This window comes from Paenibacillus sp. FSL H7-0323 (assembly GCF_038002725.1).
Classification (GTDB): domain Bacteria; phylum Bacillota; class Bacilli; order Paenibacillales; family Paenibacillaceae; genus Paenibacillus_AQ; species Paenibacillus_AQ odorifer.
The window spans coordinates 3,743,692-3,763,231 of sequence record NZ_JBBODB010000001.1; the positions used below are offsets into that span (position 1 = coordinate 3,743,692).

Sequence of the window (19,540 nt, forward strand, 5' to 3'; positions counted from 1 at the left end):
TCCTCGACAAGTTAAGGCTCTATTCGTGACTGGAATGACATAAAAATTACGTTATTGCTAAGTACATTTAAAAGGATTAAAATGTGAAATGCACAATCCTGAGTTTACCAAAGGTTGGTGGGGAATATATGAAGCTTGAAAGCAAGCGTATCGATCTAATACCTTTAACTGCCCCAGAGCTCACGCTAGCAATAAATAACTATTCGGAGCTACAGCAGCAATTAGGCTTAGCTGCCATCAGTGCGGCGCTTGATGATGAAATGCAATATGCTATGCAGATCAGGCTAAAAAAGGTGCAGCAGGACCCCGACCATTACCTATGGTTAACGAACTGGGCCATCATCCATCGGGAAGATCAATGTATTATAGGATTCATTATCCTTAAAGGTTACCCGAATGAGAAAGGCGAGGTTATTCTAGGGTATGGGATTGATGAGAAATATAGAAGAAAAGGGTATGCAACAGAGGCACTACACACAATTAATGCATGGATTTTCTCCCATCCCCAAGCTGTCTATGTAATCGCTGACACTGAAAAAGATAATACAGCCTCCCACAAAGTATTGGAGCGTCTAGGCTCTGAGAGATACAAAGAAACTGAGGATTTAATCTGGTGGAGGATTTCTAACCCTCGAGCTCTCTGAGTAACGTGTGATTTCAAAGCCCTTGCAGCTATCTATAGTAGGATTACAACAAAAAAATGCACTGCCTTATGGCAGTGCATCTTTTAACTTTTCCCCCGCCTCGTGTAAAGACTGAAACGTTCCCGCATCACTCCACCAATCCTTAAGCACATCATAACTAAGTCTGCGATCAGCGGCGTATATATTATTTACATCGGTAATCTCCAGCTCCCCCCTCTTGGAAGGCGATACCCGCCGGATGATATCAAATACAGCTTCATCGTACATATAAATACCAGTTACACAATAATTGGTCTTCGGATGCTCAGGCTTTTCTTCGATATAAGCAATCCATGCCGCATCTTGACTATCAAACACAGGTACACCGTATCTGCGCGCGTCCTCCACCGGCTTCAGCAACACCTTTGCAGTGCCCGCTGGCTGACGAAGATAACTCTCCACATAAGGCTTCAGATCATCCATAAAAAGATTATCCCCGAGCAATACAACAAATCGTTCCCCTGGGAAAATGAACCCTTCTGCTAAATCAAGCGCCTCGGCAATGCCTCCGGCAGCTTCCTGAATTTTATAGGTCAGAGATACACCAAATGCAGCACCGCTACCTAAAAAATCCGTGTACAGGCCAGCAGACTGCTTGCTTATGACCAGAAGAATGTCGGTAATTCCTCCCCGGCGAAGCCGGTCTATGCCGTAACAGACCATAGGATATTTGCCGACCGGAAGCAAATGTTTGTTCATAAGCCGGGTCAGCGGTTGAAGTCTAGATCCTGTTCCGCCCGCCAGTATGACTCCTTTCACTTACTTTCCTCCTCTTTATCTACGTCCTTTGCCTTCGGATCTGCACTTCATATAAAATTAATAGGATCTACATTCCATTTATCTATAAAGATCTTGCGGTTTCGTTCCACCAGTTCTTGCAGTCCGGTATTGTAAACTTGCTTGAAACTTGCACTTCCTTCATGGTGCACCAAGCAATCCCCGGCGATAAGCAGCCGATATCCCTTTATCCTGGCGCGATAACAATAATCATCATCTTCGTAATGTCCAGGTGAGAATCTCTCATCCAGTAGACCTACGGAAGTTAGCAGCTCTCTTTTGAATAAAAAACATAATCCTACCAGCCGTCTCGTCTCCAGCCATTTCTGGGGATTTGGAAGGTTCGCCCTCTCAGCAGCCTGATGAAAACCTATCAGACCTTCATAATCGGTCTTCACCTGTTGACGTCCACTGGCATAGTTTGTGACTGGTCCAACAATACCTACATCAGGAGCACTATATAGAGCCCTCTTCAGATTAGTTAACCATCCTTGAGACACCACTACATCGTTATTCAGCAGCAGGACTTCATCACCTGACGCTAGCTGTAGCCCCAAATTGCATGCAGTTGGAAAGCCGCGATTGTCTGGCAATGAAATAAACGTTATATGATTCGCACGGCAATAGGTGTCTGTTCCGTCCGTTGAAGCATTGTCCACTACGATAATCTCATAAGGCGGCGGAGTGTAGGCACGAATAGATTCCACACAGGCCCGCAGCAAGGGCAGCGCATTGTAGGTTGGAATAATAATACTCGTCAGCGTCATATCCGATTCCTCCAAGCGGCTACCTGTCTGCGGTACTCACGCTGTGTTTCACTACTTAGCAGACCGCCAGCTTTTCGCCGGGAAAGAACCTCATGTAGAGCCTCAGCATGATCTCCTATGATCAGTTTTTCCACAGCATTTCCAACCCCTGTATTTGCCTTGCGCAGCCGATTATGTTTAATAACATTTACCGTTCCTACCTTCTCCACCCGTAACTTTTCTAATACAGAGCGAGCTTGGGCTTTAGGTGGAACCATTAATTCACGGTAGCCTATGGTCTCAAGCGCATGCCGCGAAAGCGCATGAGGAACAGCTGTCATAGAGCTAACCCCGAGATCGTACCTATCCAGAGCGTAATTCAGAAACAGTTTGCTGCGGGTGACATCATCACATAATCCAAAGGAAGGCATCAGTGAGTCTAAATCATTAAGAGCTACATCAATTCCGCGATCTACAGCCGCCGTGAATGAAACGAGCTGAGAGGCCGGAATGACCATATCTCCATCCAGAAAAAGCAATATATCCCCGCGACTCAGCTTTGCACCGATAGCCCGGCCCACATCATGTCCGACAGACTCTGGGCAGTGTACTACAATGGCTTGACGATGTTGTCTAGAAATAGGAAAAGAGTTATCACTGCAGCCATTAAGTACGATAATAATTTCTGCAGGTTCAAGCCGTGCAACCTGATGCAGCAGACGGGACAAGGTCTGCTCCTCATTACGCGCGGAGATAATGACTGACAAAGTCCCACGTAACTTCGGTAATTTCAGAGTCTCCTTGCCTGCCTTCGATTGCCGAGACAGAAGCGGGCGAGCAGCAGCGTTGGCTTTTACAGAGCGATTGGCTGACCTGTGACGGATTGGGCGTTTCTTTGCCATTCGAGCTGCTGTGCCTCGTAAAGTTGCAACCATCATCTCACCATCTCTCTGCGCCGGGCTCCGTCGCCAAAGCCCGCTCTGTTCCCCCGATGTTCCAGCAAGAGGGATACAGCCTCCATATGATCCGCTGTAATCAACTGCTGCAATGGATCTATGCCGTCTTCCTTGCGCCTCACCGCATTTAACTTCCCTACAGGTATTTTGTGAGCGGCTACCACATGCAGTCCACTAAGAATTGCCTGGGCATGCGCCAGTGGAGGACGTGATAATGAATCGCTCCCTAAAATATCAAGTGCTCTGCGGCTGATTGCGTGCGGAACTGCCGTCATCGAACATCCCTTCAGATCTGGACGGCCAAGCAGAATATTCAGTGCATGTTTAGACAGCACCACCGGATGGGGGGACAGCTTCCGGACCGGACCGGAATAATCATTAAGCGCTATGTCCACTCCACCACTAACAGCAGTGACGTAAGGACGCAGCCCCGAAGCAGGTATCACCAAATCTCCATCTGTAAACAATAGGATTTCTCCCTTGGCTGCCTCAGCTCCCACACTACGGCCAGCGTCGTGTCCAAGCGGCAACTCATAGGAAATAACACGCGCACCTAGCGATTGTGCAATCCCTGCCGTTTGATCAGTGGATCCATTCACGACCACAATTACCTCGCAGCGCGGATGGACCCCTCTGGCTCCAGATATCACTCCCGCAATGGTCTGAGCTTCATTCATGGCTGGAATAATAACCGAAACATAGGGATTAGGATGGTTAACTATAGGGACTACAGCGACTTGCCGCACTGGGCGTGAAGTCCGCCGCTTCATCCGAGAGACCCGCCGCCCTGTGCGGCGGGCAGAAGTTCGTTTGGGCTTCATGCTCATCCACCTTCCTTACAGAGCCAATTCTTCAGGCTGAGGGTTACATCACAGTTTATGTACTACAACGCACAGGGTAACGGCAATTGTCTCCTGTCGTTCTGAAAACAGGACAAATGTACTCCCCACCAAACTTCGGCTTAGATACATTGCGCATAGCCAGCTGCCGCGGACACAACCTGCGGCGGTAACGAACGCAGTAACGCAGCAGGGGGATTAGGTTAGGACGCTATCGGACACAACCGAATCCACAACGGATGATTATACTTTGGCACTATCGGACACAGCCGAATCCGCAACGGATGATTATAATTTTGCACTATCGGACACAGCCGAATCTGCAGCGGATGATTATACTTTTGCACTATCGGACACAACCGAATCTGCAGCGGATGATTATACTTTGGTGCTATCGGACACAGTTGCTCCTATTCGCCGCATTATCACACTTTTAGATTATTAACGGACTCCATAGCAGCTATTGGCATCAAAAGAACCCAATAAGGCTCTATTTCTATACAATAGCGTCACTAGAGTCCGAAACCAGCCTCAAAAGACAACAAACCTGCAAATAACGCCATTTGGGTCCGTAAGTAGTAGCAGATGTTTAGAGTACCAGGCTATCGGACAGAACCGCAGCCACAGCGATTGATTAAACCCGGCGATGCTGACAAGTACCGTTCCCCACCAAAAAAACAGAGCAGCGATCTCCAATAAGGAGATTCGCTGCTCTGCTGTTTTTAAGAGGAATTGCTTAAGGTTCAATCAAATACACGATCATCTGCTGCCGGTTTAGCTAAGGGAGCACCTATAGCAATCCAAGAGATAACCCCATAGAAATGCGGAGTTTCGCGCAACCGCACCACTTGAATCACTGCTTCTCCATTGGCTCTGCTCTTTAAGGAAGCATAGAAGTAAGGCTGATTGGTCATGGCAACAAGCACATAACCCGTATGCCCAAAGCTCTCATCAAACGATACGGTCACCTCTACACTCTCTGCATCCCCATTGAACATAAATGCTGTCATTCCAAACTGTTGTAGTGCTTCTCGCTTCCCAGCTGTCTGAATCGGACTGAAGGACAGATGATCTGTATTTACAGAGTTCGGTGCCAGATGAGTCCCGTTTACTGCACCTGGGGAAATATGATATTCCTGAACACTTTCTTCTTCCAGATGGCGGGCTTGAATCGCAAACGAAGAGATTTTGGATGCTACTACTGCTTCATCCTGAAGCTCTGTTGTCCCTACTGCACCTTCTGTCAGATGAGCGGACTCGATACTGCCTTCCTTCAGCTTAGCTCCGTTGATACTGCCATCCGGGAGCAGGGCTGAGCTGCGTGTTTCATCCGCAAGATGCTCTAATTTGATGATGCCAGGCTGCAAATGCCGATCTGCCACGATCTTGTCAGCAAGATGCTCTCCGTAAACACTCCATGGTTGTAAATGTGAAGAACTCACGGAGCCTTCAGCGAGTTTTTCTTCCGTAATGCTGCCATCCGGCAACAAATCCGCACTGCGTACCTCTTCTGCCAAATGCTTTAGGGTGATGCTGTCCGATCGAATATGGCGGCCATCCACCGCATCCCCGGCCAAATGACCTCCAGAGACGCTGCCTTGGGCTAAATGGAAAGACTGAATCGTCGCAACTTCAATCTTCTCGCCTGTAATACTGCCTTCCGGCAATAAATCAGCGCTGCGCACTTCTTCTGCCAAATGATTCAGAGTAATGCTTCCAGCACGGATATGGCGGCTATCTACCGCATTCCCCCCTAAGTGTCCCCCATAGACACTGCCAGGAGCCAAGTGGTAGGCAGTAATAGATCCACCCTCCAACTTTTTACCGGTAATGCTGCCATCCGGCAGTAACTCGGAGCTGCGTACCTCATCCGCTAGATGTGCTAGCTTGATCTCACCTTTTCCAATATGGAGACCTTCTACTGCAGACGGACTCAGATGAGTTCTATCCACACTTCCAGGCACTAGATGAATTGCTTCTACGGAGGCTTCCGCCAGCTTCTCCCCAGTAATGCTTCCGTCTGGCAGCAGTTCGGAGCTGCGTACCTCATCCGCCAGATGCGCTAGCTTGATCTCACCTTTTCCAATATGGCGTCCTTCTATTGCAGACGGACTCAGATGAGTTCCCTCCACGCTTTCAGGTACAAGGTGATTTGAATTTATGGATGCTTCCGCCAGTTTCTCCCCAGTAATGCTACCGTCTGGCAGCAAATTGGAGCTGCGTGTTTCTTCGGCCAAATGAGCCAGCGTGATCTCACCATATCGGATATGACGTCCTTCTATTGTGTCCGGACTCAAATGACTGCCATCTACGCTTCCAGGCACCAGATGATTAGAATTTACGGATTCTTCCGCCAACTTCTCCCGAGTGATGCTACCGTCTGGCAGCAAGTCAGCGCTACGTGTTTCTTCGGCCAGATGAGCTAACGTAATCTCACCTTTTCCAATATGGCGTCCTTCGACAGAACCTGAGCTTAGATGAACGCCTTCCACACTGCCAGGTACTAGATGATTTGAATTTACGGAAGCATGTGCCAGCTTTACTCCAGAAATACTACCGTCTGGCAGCAATTTGGAGCTGCGTGTTTCTTTTGCCAAATGAGCCAGCGTGATCTCACCGTATCGGATATGACGTCCTTCAACTGTGTCTGGGCCTAAATGGCTGCCATCCACACTGCCAGGCACTAGATGTATAGAACTTACGGATTCTTCCGCCAGCTTCTCTCTAGTAATGCTACCGTCTGGCAGCAGATCAGCGCTTCGGGTTTCATCGGCGAGATGAGCTAAGGTAATCTCACCTTTTCCAATATGACGTCCTTCGACGGAACCTGAACTCAGATGTCCGCCTTCCACACTTCCAAACACTAAATGAATAGAATCTACGGATGCTCCCGCCAGCTTCTTCCCGGTAATACTGCCTTCAGGCAGCAAGTCGGAGGTATATGCATCTGCAGCCAGATGAGCAAGCGTGACCTCACCCGGTAGGATATGTCGACCTTCTACAGAACCCGAGTTCAAATGGCTTCCGTTCACACTTCCAGGCAGGAGATGGTTGGAATCTACCGATCCTTCTGCCAGCTTCTCCCCAGTTATGCAGCCGTCTGGCAGCAACTCAGAGCTACGTACCTCTTCCGCCAGATGAGCCAGCGTGATCTCACCCGGTAGGATATGACGGCCTTCAATGGTATCGATACACAGATGACTGCCGTCTACACTACCAGGTGAAAGATGCTGAGAATCCACGGCACCTTTTACCAGCTTAGAGCTATTAATACTGCCCTCTTGGATTTGAACTGCAGAAATAGAATTCGGAAGGATATGACCATTCCCGATAGACAACGGCCGGATATGCGCCCCACTGACACTGCCGGGATTCAAATGTCTACTTTGAACAGCACTTTCGCTTATGGTTTTCGAACTTACAGCATTTACCGACAAATGCTCAGCTTGAACTGCTGACGCCGCCAGTTTACTGGATTCTATGCTGCCGTCTGCAAGCTTAGCCGAAGTGACTGCTAAATCACTGATTTTATCCGTTGAGACACTTTCCGGTGAAAGCTTCAACGAGGTCACTGCATGATCGGCCAGATGATGAGGCTGCACGGCTCCTGCTGCCAGGTGAATTTCTCTCACCGCAGCGGAAGCCAGCTTATCTCCTGAAACTGAGCCCGATTGAATCGCAGCGGAAGTCACACTATTTTCACCAAGATGTCTTCGTTCCACGGCTCCCGTGGCCAAATGATCCTTATTTACCACAGCATCCTGCAATACACGGCCGCTCACACTGGCATCCGCCAGATGTTTTTCCTCCACTGTACAAAAAGCGATATGTTCACCACTGACTACTTCACGCGCAATCGTGCTGCCAATCACTGCACCCGCTGCCAGCTTAGCTGCATTTACACTTCCATCTGCCAACTTGGCTGAAGTAACGCTCTGTGCACGAAGATGCTCCCCACCCACAGATTCTGAAGCCAGCTGTTCTCCAGTCACAGCACCGGAAGATAAATGTTGAGTCTGAATAGCTTCTTCCTTGAGCTGCTCCGAGCCGACCGCTTCCGCAGCTATATGCGAATGATTCACTGCTTCGCGTTCCAGATGAATAGAAGTTATGGCTTGCATAGCAATTTGCGGTCCGCGAATGGCGGATTTAGCAATATGTCTTGTGGTCACTGCTTCGTCTGCCAGCTTATGTGGGAGAATGCTTTGGTCAGCAATTTTGGACGAGGTTACCGCTTGCTCCACTAGCTGCGCAGTCCCTACTGCACCCTCAGCCAGCTTTAAAAAAGAGATGCTGCGGTCAGCCAAATGCCGACTTGATATTTCGCCATCACCGATATGATTACCATTCACACTTTCTGGGCTTAAATGTACGCTTCTTACGACATCTGCACCAAGTTGCTTAGAACCTATAGCTCCATCAGCTAAATGCCCGCCTTCGATAATACCCGACTGCAGCTGTTCCTTACCGATCAATTTGCTGGCAAGCTGATCAGAACCAATCGCTCCCGGGGCCAGATGTCTGGCGGTTATCAAAGCGTCGCTAAGATGGCGGCCTTCAATGACAGCATCCGCTAGCTTTGAGCTGCTGATTTCACCATCAGCTATTTTATCGCCAGATACCGCTGCATCGGCCAGCTTGGAACGGTCAACACTGCCGTTTGCCAGGTGGCGGCTTGTGATGCTGCTGCTTCCTATTTTGTCACTAGTAACGGCTCCATCTTCCAGTAAATCCGCAGTAATAATCAAATCGCTTAAATGGCGGCTCTCAATAGCTTTATCTGCAATTTGACCGCCGCCTATAATCCGATCAGCCAGCTTCTCTGGACTAATACTGCCATTTTTCAGCTTCTCTCCACTGATCGAATGATCCAGCAGCTTACCACCACTAACGCTTCCTTCTGCTAAATGCTCGCCCACTATCGATTCTGGTGCGATTTTTGCAGAAGTGACTGCCTTGTCCGCGATATTGATACTCTGTACAGCGTAATCTTGCAGCCAAGGTGTACCAATAATGCCGAACTTTAGCTTAGAACCGTCAATGGTACGTGGAGCGATTTTGGCTCCGGTCACCGCTGCATCCGAAAGATCATCTGTATAAACGGGCTGAAAACGTTCTTTCTCTGGAGGAGCGAACCATACGGTTTCAGGAAGATTATCCGCCTGTTTCTGAAGCTGCGCTTCCTCTATAAGCTCCGGCTCCAATTGTAGAACTGGAGCAGAAGTTGGCTCCTCTAGAACGACTTCAGCTATTGCTCCCCCACTTACCTGAACTTCCGCGATCTCTGCTTCACTGACTCCGTCACTGTTATTCCCCGAGCTTCTAGAGCTGCTTTTGGTATCCAGCATACTCAGTTCCTCTTTATTGGGATTATCTACAAAATAGAGTCGTTTCTGTGGACTGCGCGGCTGCTTTTTTTTGGAACCCCTCACAAGCAGTCTCCTCCTTCCATCTAATGTTTCTCCTAGGCATCATATGCAGCGGTATGGGCTTATGACACCCTTTTGCGATGAGGCCTTCATAAGATTATGTATAAAAAAAGGCATCTGCCTTCGCGCATTCGTCCACCCTGACACGCGGGTACAAACATACTATGACAAGAGTAGAAAAAGCAGGGATCATGTAACCGATGAAACAGGAGGAACAAACATGGGGCATAAGCTCGTTGGAATATTACTAAATGCCGATATGCACCGGGGCGTTCCCCGGCTAAAAACAGGACAGGAGTCTCTATCCAACTATGAAGAGGCCGCGGCGGCATACGGTTTAGTCCCTTGCTTCCTGAAGCTCGCGGACATCGATACGGACACAGGCTTTAGTGCCGCCTATATAAAGGGAGTTAATGGATATAAAAGCGTAGTTGTTCCTACGCCTGCTGTTATCCATAACCGGGCAATATACAGCAAAAACAGCCCTGGAATGCAGCGTCTGCTGAAGCACTATCCCCTGATTTTCAATACATGTAATCGATACGGCAAAGATGAGATCCATCAGCTGCTTGAAAAAAATACGGAGCTTCGCGAATATTTACCCGTAACAACGAGAGTCTCAGGCCTAAAAGAAATGATGAATCTTTATCCCGATCTCATTCTTAAACCTTGCCGGGGAAGTATAGGGAATGGGGTCATGCGGCTGGTCCGCAAGGGAGCTCAGCGTTGGACCTTGAGCTACCTCTCCCCTTCGATGCAGCGCTGGAGAAGTATTCCCGTCAATCAGGCGGCGTTGCCACAAGCGCTCCGCGCACGCCTAACCTCCGTGCCTTATCTTGTACAAGAACGTATTCCCCTTGCTGAGATTGGAGGACGTCCCTTTGATCTACGCGTCACCGTTCAGCGCGGCTGGGGAGGAGATTGGCAGGTCACTGGGCTCTTCGCCAAACTGGCTGCCCCAGGAGGCTTTGTCTCCAATATAGCCCGCGGAGGAGAAGCGTTAAGCTCCTCCCTCGCGCTCGAAAAGGCCTTTTCAAGATCCACAGCGGCCCACATCCGTATGTCTGTCGAAATACTTAGCCTTGCAATCGCACGGTGTCTGGAGCAAGACCTTCCCGGACTGGCTGATATCGGACTGGATATAGGCATTACTAAGGACGGACGACTCTTCTTCATAGAGTGTAACGGTCGTGACCAACGCTACGGATTTCATAAAGCCGGCCTTACGGAAATTTGGAAAGACAGCTATCGCAGACCTATGGGATACGCGCGTTTTTTAATAGAAACGAACAGTACGGTATATAACAGTTATTGATTTGTCTCCTATTCTATGTCAATATAATGCAGAGCAGAGACGACCCGTATACAACCGTACTGCTGCATTATGGAAGGGAGATGGGCATGGTAAAACAATTGCTACGGCTGATGACCGAGCTATCCTCACACCGGTGGCTTTCACGGTTAATGGGATCTTTTTCTCATAGTAGAATCAGCCGTTTTCTTATCCCGGCATTTATTAAGACTTATCAAATCCCCTCCGCTCAAGCGGAGAAAAATCCTGGAGAATATCTCACTCTTAATGAGTTTTTCAGCCGCCGGCTGAAGCCGGGCATGCGGCCTATTGCAACCGACGCTGACGCTTTGGTTAGTCCCGTAGACGCAACGATCACTGCTATGGGTGACATTAACGCCGGTACGATTATGAATGTAAAAGGGCAGGATTATAAGATCGAGGATCTCCTTAATCACTCCCCGCATCTGGAGCTGTACAAGAAGGGTTTTTTCTTCGTTCTTTATTTGAGTCCTACCGATTATCACCGGATTCACTCTCCCCTTACCGGACAAAAGGTGGAGAGCGATTATATTCGCGGACGGGCCTATCCTGTCAACGATTTCGGAATGCGACATATGAAGGGTGTCCTGAACCGCAACGAACGTCTCATTACGTATATTGCCGGGAGTCACGGAGAAACCGCGGTAGTAAAGGTAGGCGCAATGAACGTCAGCAGTATTCGTTATACGGATGATACCGCTGCCGAGTGGCAAATAGGCGATGATCTGGCTTATTTTGAGTTTGGCTCCACCGTAGTGCTGCTCACGGAAAGCGGTACCTTTACCCCGAGACCCAAGCTTGAGGTCAACTCAAAGGTAAAAATGGGCGAACTACTGGGAACGTTGCATCGACCTTTGTAGGGAGATTTAGGCGAATTCCCAGAAAAATTAGAGGGTGCCTCAAAAGCCATGAAATGGCTGCTGAGGTGCCCTCTAATTTTGGGGACTTCGTGTGGAGCACAGTTGCGGAGGCGAACGCTCTAGCTATCGTCCAGCTATCATCTACCTATCGCTAGCCAACGTATACATATCGTCTATCCATCGTACACCTATCGCTAGCTATCGGACCCAGCTGACCTTATACGCGGCTTTTTCGCACATTTGCAAATCTATCGGACTCCACCGCAGCTATTGGCATGAAAAACACCCTATTTGTGCGAGATCTTAGGCAATAGCGGCGCTGGAGTCCGAAACTCCGCCCAAATGGCGATAAATGGGCAGATAGCGGCGGCTGAGTCCGTAAGCATTTGCAGAGCTTTGGGGGAGGTTGCTCGAGCGTTAGTTGAGGGCTAGTCGAGTGTTGGTTGAGGGCTGGTTGAGGGCTGGTTGAGGGCTGGTTGAGAGCTGGTGGAAGGTGTGCGCTCGCCGCTATCGGACCCAGCTGACCTTATACGCGGCTTTTTCACACATTTGCAATTCTATCGGACTCCACCGCAGCTATTGGCATGAAAAACGCCATATTAGAGTCGATTCTCGGGCAATAGCGACGCTGGAGTCCGAAACTCCGCCCAAATGGCGATAAATGGGCAGATAGCGGCGGCTGAGTCCGTAAGCATTTGCAGAGCGTTGGTGGAGGTTGGTCGAAAGTTAGTTAAGGGCTGGTCGAGCGTTAGTGGAGGGCTGGTCGAGCGTTAGTGGAGGGCTGGTCGAGCGTTAGTGGAGGGCTGGTCGAGCGTTAGTGGAGGGCTGGTCGAGCGTTAGTGGAGGGCTGGTCGAGCGTTAGTGGAGGGCTGGTCGAGCGTTAGTGGAGGGCTGGTCGAGCGTTAGTGGAGGGCTGGTCGAGCGTTAGTGGAGGGCTGGTCGAGCGTTAGTGGAGGGCTGGTCGAGCGTTAGTGGAGGGCTGGTCGAGCGTTAGTGGAGGGCTGGTCGAGCGTTAGTGGAGGGCTGGTCGAGCGTTGGTCGAGAATTAACGGAAAGTTGGTGAAGGGTTAGCCTCAGCGCTATCGGACCCAGCTGACCTTATACGCGGATTTTTGACACATTTGCGATTCTATCGGACTCCACCGCAGCTATTGGTATGAAAAACACCCTATTTGCGCTAGATCTTAGGCAATAGCGGCGCTGGAGTCCGAAACTCCGCTCAAATGGCAATAAATGAGCAAATAGCGGCGGCTGAGTCCGTAAGCATTTGCAGAGCGTTGGTGGAGGTTGGTCGAAAGTTAGTTAAGGGCTGGTCGAGCGTTAGTTAAGGACTAGTCGAGCGTTAGTTAAGGACTAGTCGAGCGTTAGTGGAGGGCTGGTGGAGCATTGGTCAAGATCTACGGAGAGTTGGTGGAACGTTAGCATTCAACGCTATCGGACCCAGCTGACCTTAAACGCGCCATTTTCGCACATTTAATTGGTCACAAACACACTAATAACAAAAAGGACAGCCCCAAGGCTGTCCTTTTATCTTTTCATGTAACCCACCTATTACACCTGATGCGCTTATTTAACCTTTACGCCCCGTTTTGCTTATTACTTTACACCCGTCATACTCAATACACCTGCTACGCCTATACGCTTATTACACGCCAATTACACATGTCCCTGCTTAGCAACATCAAGCGCCTTGGCCGCTACCTGTTCCGGATCGCCTAGATAAAAGCGACTGATAGGATTCATGTCCTCATCCAGTTTGTACACGAGCGGTACTCCGGTAGGGATATTGAGCTCCAGTAATGCCGCTTCATCAATATCCTCCATAAATTTAATCAATGCACGCAGCGTATTGCCGTGGGCTGAGATAAGCACCCGTTCTTTTTTACGCAAAAGAGGTACGATCCGGTTTCCCCAGAAATCGCCTACACGATGTACAGTGTCCTCCAGGCTCTCTCCACGCGGGATATCTCCCGGACGAACACTGCTGTAGCGAATATCGTTTCTGGCATACCTAGGATCATCAAGCTCCAGCAACGGGGGTCTCACCGATAAACTCCGCCGCCAGATATGCAGCTGCTCATCTCCATATTTTAGCGCTGTCTCGCTTTTACTTAATCCCTGCAATGCCCCGTAATGGCGCTCATTCAATTTCCAAGACTTTTGCACGGGAATCCACAGCAAATCCATCTCATCCAGTACATAGTTAAGAGTTTTAATCGAGCGTCTGAGTACCGAAGCAAAAGCCAGATCAAATGTGTACCCAGCGTCCTTCAACAGCTTGCCAGCAGTCTTTGCCTCTTGGATACCCTTCTCAGTTAAATCCGGGTCACTCCAGCCTGTGAACAAATTCTGTACATTGTACTGGCTCTCACCATGACGTATAAGTACGATTTCGTACATTTTCTCTCTCTCTCCTTCCAACTATGGACCTTATATATTCTACCGACGAACAACGTTATGCGAAACGTATGCAGAAAGCTCTCACCTTAGTAATAACCCAATCGTAGAAATAAATATCTACCGCTACCTCATAGTTAGGCCAATTAAACATCCTTAAAGGTACGTGAATGAGGCGTGCATGGAGCGTGAACGGTGTGTGGATATTGCGGTAAATGAGCGTACGCTTCATTGCAGAATGTGCAACAGAAAATCTTAACTTTCACTTGAAGATACATTACATTGTACTTCGTGCAATAGATTATCGTGATAATCTCTAGAAAGGCTGTTTCTGCTGAATTTGAATGTAAGATGAGTCACAGAATTCAAATTCGACTGCTATTAGAGTCAATCTATTGTACAAAATACAACGTGAGGCACGATGAAATGCCCATCAGTTACTCTAATCTTCGACTTAAGTTCATTATATATATCATTTTCTAACAACACAAAAAAACCGGATGCCTCACGGCCCCGGCTATTTATATTTTTAGTCATATCAGGCGATTCTATGCTTGCTTGTTCAGTTTAGAACCAGCTATCCACGACAAAAGCATTCGCCTGCTTTAACCGTTTTAAGCGGTTTCTAAAAATACCTCCGCCTCCACTCTTACAATCCGTGTTGCAAATTCTGCGTCTGATGATCATGCCAAGAGTCTCCTTCCAAGAAGTTATGTAAATTCTCTGTAAACTAAACTGCAAAGTATTTACCCTTGGTTGAACAAACTGAAACAAAAAAAGTGAATCAGCGGATCTCAGATGGACTTTTTCCGGTATATTGCTTGAACTGGCGGCTGAAAAAGAAAATGTCACGATATCCAAGCGCATCTGCTACCTCAGTAACATTCATTCCCGCGTACAGCAGTAAATGCTGAGCACGCTCAATCCGGGCTCGGATGACATAAGACTGCACAGAAGAACCCGTAAGCTCCTTGAACTTAATTGAAAAATACCGCGGTGAAAGCCCCGCACGAGCAGCAAGATCCTCTACACGATGTGCAATCCCCGGATGCTGGCTCACATAGTTCGCTATTTCGTGAATGATTTCTGTCAAATGGTTGCTAACATAACGTTCTACTGGCTTCACACGGTCCTCCCTCAGCAGATGAATCATCAGCTGCTTCAGTACAAGCTGCCCCTCTTCCTCAGCGGCGTAAGTATCCACCAGAAATAGTCGAACGTACCTAGCAAGCAGATGTTCAAATTCAACGGTTTCTGTAAGCTCACGATAGGGCAGCGGAATATCCGTCACCTCTTCGGAGACATCAAAATGAATATATGTAAGTACAAGTGGCTTTTGCGGATTATGTGTAGCACTTGTATGGTCACCCGGACGAAAAAGGAAGCAGCTTCCCTTACCTACTTGAAAGGGTTCATCGTTACGCACAACCGTCCCTTCCCCGCTCCATACATAAAATAAATCATAATTTTGCAGCGACTTCTCTCTTTTTTGCCATTTCCAGCCCGGCTCGCATACAATCTTAGCCAGAGCCGGCAAAATAACAAAAGAGGACGGCGATGCATGCAGCATAACGTTCCCTCCTAAAAGTTTTGTTAGCATAACCTACTTTGAACTACTTCGCAAAACTTGCTTCGTAAGCATCCGCTTAGTATTCTCAGCAAATCTGCTCTTTCTGACTTCGCAGTGTCTATATAGTTTTGTTTAGCTTAATCTACTCCGAGTTTCTTCGTCAAAATTCGTAAGCATTCGCTTAGTTTTGCATTTCATCTTCTTTATCATACCTTGTCATGTTGCATTTTGTACATCTTCCCACGCCAGATGCAGGCTTGTTATCCCTTCCTCCAGCTCCGCGGCATTCAGATGGGCAAAAGAAAAACAAGCGGCCGGCGCTCCCGGTGATAGCTGATATAACGCGGCATCTCTAAAATCCGTGCCGCGCCTAAGCGCTGCCGCTCGGAAAGCAACAAACTCTTCGCTGCTGCGCAGCCAGCGGGCATATACATGCAAGCCCGCATCACCAGGCAGCAGCTCGAAGAGCTCCTTAAGCCGTTCCGACAGCAGCGTCCTGAGGATGCGTCCGCGTTCACCATAGATGCGTGTCATCCGGCGCAGATGACGGCCATAGCCGCCTGTATTCATGAACCGCGCCAAGGCTCGCTGCTCCAGCAGCCCTACCGGCAAGGGCTCATATAGTGCCTTGGCGGCGATAGTCGGCTTTACTAAAGGGGGCGGAAGCACTGCAAAACCGAGCCGCAGGCCTGAAAACATCGTGTTTGAAAAGGAGCCCACATATACGACCCGCTCTTCACGATCCAGTGCCTTTAAGGGCTCGATAGGACGCCCAGCCCAACGGAACTCACTGTCATAATCATCTTCAATGATTACTGCATGATGCCGCTGCGCCCATCCCAACAAGGTTCGGCGTCGTTCTAAAGGCAGTACCACACCCGTAGGAAATTGACGGCTCGGCGTAACAAACAACAGCCGGGCATCCCAATCCTCCGGAATAAGACCGTTGCCATCCAGCTCCCCTGCCAGCAATCGGCCTCCGGTGATCTCTACGGCTCGGCGAATCCCGTGAAAGCCCGGGTTCTCAACGACCGCTGAGCCTTCTGCATCCAGCAGCAGCTGCGTCAAAATAACGATGCCTTGCATCGAGCCGCTGAACAATACGATATGCTCTGCATCCGCGCGAATCCCGCGGGTAATCCGCAGATGTGCAGCGATAGCTTTCCGAAGTCCTTCGTCGCCTTGAGGTGGACAAGTGCTTTGCAGCAATCCACCTTCCTTCCCTCCGGCATAAGAGAGCGCACTACGCCATTCGGAGTAAGGAAAATGTTCCATCCGCATACCACTACTCTGGAAGCTCACTACTTTCTTGTTACTCTTTTCATAAAAGGGTATCGGGCGCGCAAGCAGCCGCTTTCCCCATGCCGAGATTGGAATCGTAGTCTCGCTTGCACAATCTCCTCCAGCAGCATCTGCGTCTTCACCCAAAGCCCGGTTCTCACCGTCACTGCGACTGGCAGCTGAAGCAAAGCTATCTTCCGATACGAATGTCCCCCGCCCCGTTTCAGTCCTTACATAACCATCAGCGAGCAACATTTCATACACCTGCGAGACCGATCCGCGCGACAGCTCATAGTGCTTAGCAAGACTTCGTGTAGACGGCAGCGGAGTGCCTCCCGGAAGTGTTCCTTCCAATATTCCTGCGCGGAGCGCGTGATATAACGCTAAATATTTGTAGCGGTGTATCGCCAGATATTGATCGTATGCCAGCGTGATATTCATCGTTATCCTCCTTGACCAGCAAGTGGTCCATTAAAAACTATCTTAATTGGTCCTTTTTAATTGTCAACCACTCTACTATTCTTTAAAGAACATTTACATTGGAGCAGACGCTCTAGACTAAAAAGAAAGAGGACGTGATCCCTATGCGCAGAAAAGAATTTAAAGTAGATCAGGAGGAAGAATTGGTCTCTTTTCTAAACGGAATGAGTTTTGGTTTTCTCGGAACAAGCGATGAGCAGGGGCAACCGCGGGTGACACCGTTGAATTTTGTATATACAGATGGTTGTTTCTATTTCCACGGCAGTCATGCTGGTAGCAAAATGAAGTCGATCCGCAATCAGCAGCAGGTCTGCTTTACGGTAGCGGATGAGTATGCCCTTATCCCGTCTTATTTTAGCGATCCCGAGCTGGCCTGCCCTGCAACCGCCTATTTTAAAAGTGTGACCGCCTACGGCACAGCCGAACCTGTTGAAGACATTAGTGAAAAAGCCAGTGTACTCTCCTTATTTATGAAAAAGCTCCAGCCCGAGGGGGGTTATGATTCCATCGATGCAGAGGACCCTAAATATCGTCCCCGTCTAAAGGGAGTTGCCGTTGTGCGCATTACCCCCGAGGAGATCACTGCGAAGTTTAAGTTTGGGCAAAACCTAAAAGAAGAAGAGCGCTCCGGCATCATTTCCGGCCTGTCTGAAAGAAATAATCCGCGTGATGAAGAAACGATAGAAATGATGAAAAAATACTGCCCTTTCCACGCCGAATGATATTTTTTAAAAATCGTATCTTTCCAAGTGACGGTTGCAATTGGCGGTGATATAATGTTAGGCAATGTTAACAGTATGTTATCCCCAAAGAACCCTGGAAGGATGAAACTGATGAATCCACTAGCTGGACAATTAAACGAAAGTATCAAAGCAGGAAATGAACATGTGTATGATATGCTCTCTACGCTTGGCAAAGAGATTTACTTCCCAAAAGAGGGCATCCTGAGCCAATCCGCTGAAGCAGGAGCTCACGCCAAGAAATACAACGCAACCATCGGTATTGCTACTGAAGGTGGCGTACCTATGCACCTCGGCGTCATTCAGGATAAACTCTCCGCTTACAGTCCTAAGGATCTTTATAGTTACGCCCCTCCGGCAGGTAAACCAGAGCTGCGTACTGTATGGCGTGAAAAGATGCTGCGCGAAAATCCATCGCTAGAAGGTAAAACCATCAGCAATCCCGTTGTAACCAATGCCCTGACTCACGGGCTTAGCATTGTCGCTGACCTCTTCGCAGAGCCAGGTGACGCGATTATCTACCCGGACAAGAACTGGGAGAACTACGAATTAACCTTCGGAATCCGCCGCCATGGGGAGACCGTTAACTATCCGCTGTTCACAGAAGAAATGACGTTTAACAGTGCAGGTCTGGAAGACGCGCTGCTTGCTCAAAAAGAACGCGGCAAAGCGATTGTGCTGCTGAACTTCCCTAACAATCCTACCGGATATACTCCAGGGATTAAGGAAGGCGATGAGATCGTTGCAGCTATCCTTCGTGCGGCTGAGGAAGGCATCAACGTTGTTGTTGTAAGTGATGATGCATACTTCGGGTTATTCTTTGAGGATTCACTTAAAGAATCGCTGTTTGGCAAACTGGCTCATCTGCATCCTCGTGTGCTTCCAATTAAGATTGACGGTGCGACCAAAGAAGAATTTGTCTGGGGCTTCCGTGTGGGTTTCATCACTTATGCCTCGGAGGACAAAGACCTGCTGGCAGCATTGGAGCAAAAAACACTAGGCATCATCCGTGCCACCATTTCCAGCGGTGCGCATCCTTCGCAGACCTTCGTACTAGACGCCTTGAAATCTCCGGAATTCGAAGCACAGAAGGAAGAGAAGTTCCAGATCATGAAAGGCCGTGCGAATAAAGTAAAAGCACTGCTGGATAGCGGCAAATACGGCGAGGATGTGTGGACGTATTATCCTTTTAACTCCGGTTACTTTATGTGTCTGAAGCTGCACACAGTTGCGGCTGAAGATCTCCGGCTTCATCTGATTCATAATTACGGACTAGGCACTATTGCTTTGGGTGAAACTGACCTACGTATTGCCTTCTCATGTATCGAAGAGGAACAGCTCGAAGATCTTTTCGATCTTGTATACGCAGGTGTTCGCGATTTAGAAAAAGCCTAACTGAACTTTATATAGCTTACAATCAGCTCCGTTTTCACGGAGCTGATTTTTTTT

14 protein-coding genes are annotated in these 19,540 nt (G+C 48.7%); 6 read left to right on the forward strand and 8 right to left on the reverse strand.

From position 1 onward, the window contains the following. Positions 1–128: 128 nt before the first annotated feature. The gene (locus MHH89_RS17020) at positions 129–644 is read left to right on the forward strand and encodes a GNAT family N-acetyltransferase (RefSeq protein WP_076142552.1); all 516 of its coding nucleotides are present in this window, start codon (positions 129–131) and stop codon (positions 642–644) included. Positions 645–710: 66 nt separating this feature from the next. Here MHH89_RS17020 and MHH89_RS17025 read toward each other — a convergent pair whose 3' ends face one another. Genes MHH89_RS17025 through MHH89_RS17040 form a run of 4 tightly spaced genes read right to left on the reverse strand, consistent with a single transcriptional unit; the run spans position 711 to position 3,983 of the window. Further along, complete coding sequence (locus MHH89_RS17025; protein WP_076130445.1) at positions 711–1,442, reverse strand: sugar phosphate nucleotidyltransferase; 732 nt, start codon at positions 1,440–1,442, stop codon at positions 711–713. A 47-nt stretch (positions 1,443–1,489) separates the two neighbouring features. After that, positions 1,490–2,227, reverse strand: coding sequence for a glycosyltransferase family 2 protein (locus MHH89_RS17030; protein WP_076142551.1), 738 nt, complete (start codon positions 2,225–2,227; stop codon positions 1,490–1,492). Next, on the reverse strand, positions 2,224–3,108 hold the full coding sequence (locus MHH89_RS17035; RefSeq protein ID WP_341087669.1) for a glycosyltransferase family 2 protein: 885 nt from the start codon (positions 3,106–3,108) through the stop codon (positions 2,224–2,226). The genes MHH89_RS17030 and MHH89_RS17035 overlap by 4 nt, the downstream gene beginning before the upstream one ends. Before the next feature lie 32 nt (positions 3,109–3,140). After that, positions 3,141–3,983, reverse strand: coding sequence for a glycosyltransferase family 2 protein (locus MHH89_RS17040; RefSeq protein WP_256717542.1), 843 nt, complete (start codon positions 3,981–3,983; stop codon positions 3,141–3,143). Positions 3,984–4,251: 268 nt separating this feature from the next. On the opposite strand from MHH89_RS17040, the gene MHH89_RS17045 reads away from it, so the two are divergent. After that, positions 4,252–4,446: a hypothetical protein gene (locus tag MHH89_RS17045; RefSeq protein ID WP_076281929.1), complete on the forward strand. Its 195-nt coding sequence runs from the start codon at positions 4,252–4,254 to the stop codon at positions 4,444–4,446. Positions 4,447–4,744: 298 nt separating this feature from the next. Here MHH89_RS17045 and MHH89_RS17050 read toward each other — a convergent pair whose 3' ends face one another. Next, positions 4,745–9,433: a WIAG-tail domain gene (locus MHH89_RS17050; protein ID WP_076219590.1), complete on the reverse strand. Its 4,689-nt coding sequence runs from the start codon at positions 9,431–9,433 to the stop codon at positions 4,745–4,747. 217 nt (positions 9,434–9,650) lie between these two features. Here MHH89_RS17050 and MHH89_RS17055 point away from each other — a divergent pair, with 217 nt between their 5' ends. Further along, a complete protein-coding gene (locus MHH89_RS17055) occupies positions 9,651–10,745 on the forward strand; it encodes a YheC/YheD family endospore coat-associated protein (protein WP_076280560.1) in 1,095 nt (364 codons plus the stop codon). An 86-nt stretch (positions 10,746–10,831) separates the two neighbouring features. Then, positions 10,832–11,623 carry an archaetidylserine decarboxylase gene (gene asd / locus MHH89_RS17060; protein WP_076130450.1) on the forward strand — a complete coding sequence of 264 codons (792 nt, stop codon included), beginning with the start codon at positions 10,832–10,834 and terminating at the stop codon, positions 11,621–11,623. A gap of 1,656 nt (positions 11,624–13,279) precedes the next feature. On the opposite strand, the gene gpmA is transcribed toward asd, so the two are convergent. From gpmA to pdxR, 3 genes are all read right to left on the reverse strand, one after another. Then, positions 13,280–14,023, reverse strand: a complete 744-nt coding sequence (gene gpmA / locus MHH89_RS17065) for a 2,3-diphosphoglycerate-dependent phosphoglycerate mutase (protein ID WP_076141983.1) — start codon at positions 14,021–14,023, stop codon at positions 13,280–13,282. 781 nt (positions 14,024–14,804) lie between these two features. Continuing rightward, positions 14,805–15,590 carry a helix-turn-helix domain-containing protein gene (locus MHH89_RS17070; RefSeq protein WP_036679782.1) on the reverse strand — a complete coding sequence of 262 codons (786 nt, stop codon included), beginning with the start codon at positions 15,588–15,590 and terminating at the stop codon, positions 14,805–14,807. 216 nt (positions 15,591–15,806) lie between these two features. Next, positions 15,807–17,312 (reverse strand): MocR-like pyridoxine biosynthesis transcription factor PdxR, encoded by a 1,506-nt coding sequence (pdxR, locus tag MHH89_RS17075; protein WP_341087672.1) that lies wholly within the window; start codon positions 17,310–17,312, stop codon positions 15,807–15,809. Between the two features lie 143 nt (positions 17,313–17,455). Here pdxR and MHH89_RS17080 point away from each other — a divergent pair, with 143 nt between their 5' ends. Continuing rightward, on the forward strand, positions 17,456–18,073 hold the full coding sequence (locus MHH89_RS17080) for a pyridoxamine 5'-phosphate oxidase family protein (RefSeq protein ID WP_076127916.1): 618 nt from the start codon (positions 17,456–17,458) through the stop codon (positions 18,071–18,073). A gap of 111 nt (positions 18,074–18,184) precedes the next feature. Further along, complete coding sequence (locus MHH89_RS17085) at positions 18,185–19,486, forward strand: aminotransferase class I/II-fold pyridoxal phosphate-dependent enzyme (protein WP_036679816.1); 1,302 nt, start codon at positions 18,185–18,187, stop codon at positions 19,484–19,486. Positions 19,487–19,540: the final 54 nt, after the last annotated feature.

What these genes read in the sequence shown, in the direction of transcription:
- MHH89_RS17020 (WP_076142552.1), top strand. Translation starts at nt 129, where the DNA reads ATGAAGCTTGAAAGCAAGCGTATCGATCTAATACCTTTAACTGCCCCA.
- MHH89_RS17030 (WP_076142551.1), bottom strand. Translation starts at nt 2,227, where the DNA reads ATGACGCTGACGAGTATTATTATTCCAACCTACAATGCGCTGCCCTTG.
- MHH89_RS17035 (WP_341087669.1), bottom strand. Translation starts at nt 3,108, where the DNA reads ATGGCAAAGAAACGCCCAATCCGTCACAGGTCAGCCAATCGCTCTGTA.
- MHH89_RS17040 (WP_256717542.1), bottom strand. Translation starts at nt 3,983, where the DNA reads ATGAAGCCCAAACGAACTTCTGCCCGCCGCACAGGGCGGCGGGTCTCT.
- MHH89_RS17055 (WP_076280560.1), top strand. Translation starts at nt 9,651, where the DNA reads ATGGGGCATAAGCTCGTTGGAATATTACTAAATGCCGATATGCACCGG.
- asd (WP_076130450.1), top strand. Translation starts at nt 10,832, where the DNA reads ATGGTAAAACAATTGCTACGGCTGATGACCGAGCTATCCTCACACCGG.
- gpmA (WP_076141983.1), bottom strand. Translation starts at nt 14,023, where the DNA reads ATGTACGAAATCGTACTTATACGTCATGGTGAGAGCCAGTACAATGTA.
- MHH89_RS17070 (WP_036679782.1), bottom strand. Translation starts at nt 15,590, where the DNA reads ATGCTGCATGCATCGCCGTCCTCTTTTGTTATTTTGCCGGCTCTGGCT.
- pdxR (WP_341087672.1), bottom strand. Translation starts at nt 17,312, where the DNA reads ATGAATATCACGCTGGCATACGATCAATATCTGGCGATACACCGCTAC.
- MHH89_RS17080 (WP_076127916.1), top strand. Translation starts at nt 17,456, where the DNA reads ATGCGCAGAAAAGAATTTAAAGTAGATCAGGAGGAAGAATTGGTCTCT.
- MHH89_RS17085 (WP_036679816.1), top strand. Translation starts at nt 18,185, where the DNA reads ATGAATCCACTAGCTGGACAATTAAACGAAAGTATCAAAGCAGGAAAT.